The organism is Roseateles sp. P5_B10 (genome assembly GCF_056400485.1).
The window spans coordinates 1-4,000 of record NZ_JBFULE010000489.1; the positions used below are offsets into that span (position 1 = coordinate 1).

Genomic DNA, 4,000 nt, shown 5'->3' on the forward strand with positions numbered 1-4,000 from the left:
GGCATCACGTGGTTCATGAACTGGCTGGCCTGCTCGTACAGGTCGTCCGTGTCGATCAGGATCTCGCCGATGTCCGACGTGAAGTAGTCGCGGATCGCGCGGATGACCAGGCTGGATTCCTGGTAGATCAGGTAGGCGCCCTTGCCGCCCTTGGCCGCGTCATCGATCGCGGTCCAGAGCTTGAGCATGTAGTTCAAGTCCCACTGCAGCTCGGGCGCCGTGCGGCCGATACCGGCGGTGCGTGCGATCAGGGACATGCCCTTGGGGTACTCGAGCTGGTCGAGATTTTCCTTCAGCTCCTCGCGGTCCTCGCCCTCGATGCGGCGCGAAACGCCACCGCCGCGCGGGTTGTTGGGCATCAGCACCAGATAGCGGCCGGCCAGGCTGACGAAGGTGGTCAGCGCCGCGCCCTTGTTGCCGCGCTCTTCCTTCTCGACCTGGACCAGCAGCTCCTGGCCTTCCTTGATCGCGTCCTTGATGGTCGCGTTCTTGACGTCGGTGCCCTCGCGGAAGAACTGGCGCGAGATTTCCTTGAACGGCAGGAAGCCGTGGCGGTCCTCGCCGTAGTCGACGAAGCAGGCTTCGAGCGAGGGCTCGACCCGCGTCACGACGGCCTTGTAGATATTGCCCTTGCGCTGCTCGCGGCCTTCGATTTCGGTCTCGAAGTCCAGCAGCTTCTGGCCATCAACGATCGCGAGGCGCCGCTCTTCCGGCTGCGTCGCATTGATCAGCATGCGTTTCATGTCATCACTCCTCTCGCGCCGGGCGGCTTGTCAGCCGCCGCGAAACGCGCACGTTCATCGCGCCGCCAAGCCAAAGCGCTGGCGGCTAAAGATGCACGGGCAATGACTCGAGAACCGAGGAAGGAATCGCCCTGGACCGAAAGCGCGGCCGACCGTGGGGGTCAGCGCGCAGTTGGCGTTGGCGCGTGCGCCGCAGCAGCGGTCATGCGAGCCGAGCCGCCGGCTCCCGCGCGCACCCGCCCGGCAACAAGCCGGGGCAGGGCGGCCACACCGGGATCTAGCCGGGGCCGCAGAGGTGCGTGTGGGGGGAGGGGCATGCTCATCTGCATGGGCTGCTGGACGCTGGTGACAGCTCGCGCGGCCCGAAGGCCAGGTGCTCTGTCGCCATGGAAACCTTGTTGTCTGCGGGCGCCGGGTTCCTTGAAACAATCAAGGGCAGCGGGGCTCGCGGGTTCTTGTGTCATCGCTCTGCCGCGTCGGGCAGCGGGCCGTTCACTCACTCGGGGAGGAAACCTGCCGGCCGTCTTTCGCGTTGCATCGCCTGTGGCCGCCAGGGCTGTGCCCCGTCGGCCACACGTTACCGCCGCTAAAATCAAACAAATCAAATACTTACGGCAGCAACGTGGTGAAAAGGATTATAGGGGTAGGCCAAGTGCCACCCGACACCACGCAAACCCCTGCCACGGCGCCAGCCGTGCGCCGGGTCACGGTGGACGAAGGCTCCGCCGGGCAGCGCTTGGACAACTTCCTGCTGCGCGAACTCAAGGGTGTGCCCAAGACCCACGTCTACCGCGTCATCCGGGCCGGCGAAGTGAGGGTCAACAAAGGCCGGGCCCAGGCCGACACCCGGCTGGAAATTGGTGACGAGGTGCGCATCCCGCCGGTACGCCTGCCCGAGCGCCCGGCTCAKCCCGAGGCGCCGGCGCGTGAGTTTCCGGTGGTGTTCGAGGATGAGCACCTGCTTGTCATCGACAAGCCGGCCGGCGTGGCGGTGCATGGCGGCTCGGGCGTCAGCTACGGCGTCATCGAGGCGCTGCGCCGCTCGCGGCCGACGGCCAAGTTCCTGGAGCTGGTGCACCGCCTCGACAAGGAAACCTCCGGCCTCTTGATGATCGCCAAGAAGCGCAGCGCGCTGGTGGCACTGCAGGATCAGCTGCGCGAGCGCGAGACGGGCAAGACCTATGCCGCCCTGGTCTGGGGCGACTGGCCGGCCAAGCTCAAGGTCATCGACGTGCCGCTGGTCAAGTTCGTCGGCGGCGACGGCGAGCGCTGGGTGAGGCCGGGCAAGGCGGATGAGGAAGGCGCCAAGCGGTCGATCAGCCTGGTGAAGGTCGTCCAGCGCACGCCGCATTTCAGCCTGCTGGACGTGACCATCAAGACCGGCCGCACCCACCAGATCCGCGTCCACCTGCAGCAGGCCGGTCACGCCATCGTCGGCGACCCCAAGTACGGCGACTTCGAGCGAAATCGCGAGCTGGCGCGCGGGCGTGCCAAGTTCGACCGCATGTTCTTGCATGCGCGAAAGCTGCAGTTCCAGCATCCGGCGACGGGGGAGACGGTGACCTGCGAGGCGCCATTGCCTGCCGATTGCCGAAGCCTGGTGGACAGTGCCGCATGAAGTTGTGGCGGGCGCTTGAGCGGTTGGGCCGGGCGGCCTTCATCGTCGCGGCCTCTCTGGGCGGCTCGTGGGTGGCCGCCATGACGATCATGCCGCCTGCGCCCATTCCCCTGCAATTCGAAGCGCGCACCGATCGACTGACACGCGACGGCCTTGTCGCCCTGAACGAGTTGGCGGTGCGTGCCGCGCAGTGCCCGGCGAACGAGCTGGCCCTGCACTTGTCGCCGGCCAAGAGAGCGCAGACGGCGCTGGCCAAGCGCCGCGTGGCAACAGTCCAGAAGCGGATGGAGCAGTTGGGGCTGAAGCTGGCGGTCGAGATGAAGCCGTTGCGCAATGGGCAGGCCCGCCCCCGGCACCGCGACACGCTGTTGGCGGATGTGGGCGCCGCCGACGACGTTTGGTGCGACCTGCGAGCGGGATCGCAGGCATTCGCCTGGGCCGAGGCAATGGGGCAATACGTCGAGGGCGCCGAGCCGAGGATGCCGGCCTTCTGGCAGCGCTTGTCCAAGCAGGGCAGGTCGGGCCTCGCAATGCCTCTGGCGGTCGCGGCTGTTTGCGCAGGGCCCGGTTGTACGCGGCATCCGGAGCTCTACCATTGGTTGGCCGAGCAGTCCCTGCGGGATGCGTCGATGCAAACTCGGCGTTGGTGGTTGCTTCAGCTCTGGGCGCGTGCCGAGGACGCCGAGGTGGAGCGATTTCGGCAGCGCTGGGGCCTGGCGCCTTTGACGCTCCAAGAGCGAGCCGGCCATGCGCACGAATTGGCTGCTGGCGGCCTGCCGTGGGCGGTGATCGAGCAGCGATTGCGCGAACCCGAGGTGATGTCCTACTTCGGTGAGCAGCCAATGATCCTGGGCGGGCCTGGGCCGCATTGGCTGTTGGGCGTGGCGACCCAGCAAGGCCAGCTCGATGCTTTTGACCGGCTCATCGAAGCCGCCGGGCCAGCCAAGGGCTGCTTCGTCATGGCAGCCTTCTGGGAAGCAGGCGGGGATCAGGAGCAATTCGAGGCGTGGAGGCCGCATTTCGCAAGCTGGGCGCGCGGTGCCACCATGCCATATCAGCCGAAGGGTTCTCCCGTCAGCTGCAATCCCGTCGCCGCGGTGCTGAGGGAAGCCTTCTGCACTGGCAATGCGGCCGATGTGGCAGCGCGCTACGAAGCCATCTGGGACATCCTGCTTGAGGCCGGCGTGACACTCGAATCGCCCGCAGTCCGGCTGTTCACCGAACCGGCCGCCGAAGGCGCCCGTCAGCCTTGCCGGCTGGAGCCGATCCCCGGTTATGCATCTCGCTTGCGCCAAGTCGAGCGCCCCTGAGTCTCAAGGCGAAAGCCCGAACATCGACAATCCCTTCATGATTTCCCGCCCGCAACAATTCGACCTGATCGCCTTCGACTGGGACGGCACCCTGTTTGACTCCACGGCGCTGATCGCCCGCTGCATCCAGCGCGCCGCCGTTGACCTGGGCCTGCCCGAGCCCGGGTTCGAGAACTGCCGCTATGTCATCGGCCTGGGCCTGCGCGATGCCCTCGAGCATGCCGTGCCCGGCCTGGCCGCCGAGCGCTACCCCGAGCTGGGCCTGCGCTACCGCCACCACTACCTCGCCTCGGAGCACGAACTCTCGCTGTTCGAAGGCACGCTGGAGA

At 66.9% G+C, this 4,000-nt stretch carries 4 protein-coding genes; 3 read left to right on the plus strand and 1 reads right to left on the minus strand.

Annotation, left to right across the window (positions count from 1 at the left end):
• Window positions 1–743 (minus strand): ribonuclease E/G (locus tag AC1DU6_RS22475; protein ID WP_477859719.1); only part of this gene is annotated, 743 nt, incomplete at its 3' end.
• 625 nt (window positions 744–1,368) lie between these two features.
• On the opposite strand from AC1DU6_RS22475, the gene AC1DU6_RS22480 reads away from it, so the two are divergent.
• The 3 genes from AC1DU6_RS22480 to AC1DU6_RS22490 form a co-directional block, all read left to right on the plus strand.
• Window positions 1,369–2,361: an RluA family pseudouridine synthase gene (locus AC1DU6_RS22480; RefSeq protein WP_477859720.1), complete on the plus strand. Its 993-nt coding sequence runs from the start codon at window positions 1,369–1,371 to the stop codon at window positions 2,359–2,361.
• Window positions 2,358–3,671: a hypothetical protein gene (locus AC1DU6_RS22485; RefSeq protein WP_457324752.1), complete on the plus strand. Its 1,314-nt coding sequence runs from the start codon at window positions 2,358–2,360 to the stop codon at window positions 3,669–3,671. Before AC1DU6_RS22480 ends, AC1DU6_RS22485 begins: the two co-directional genes overlap by 4 nt.
• A 37-nt stretch (window positions 3,672–3,708) precedes the next feature.
• Window positions 3,709–4,000, plus strand: a 292-nt coding sequence (locus AC1DU6_RS22490) for an HAD family hydrolase (RefSeq protein WP_477859722.1), incomplete at its 3' end; no start/stop codon positions are given.

What these genes read in the sequence shown, in the direction of transcription:
- AC1DU6_RS22485 (WP_457324752.1), top strand. Translation starts at nt 2,358, where the DNA reads ATGAAGTTGTGGCGGGCGCTTGAGCGGTTGGGCCGGGCGGCCTTCATC.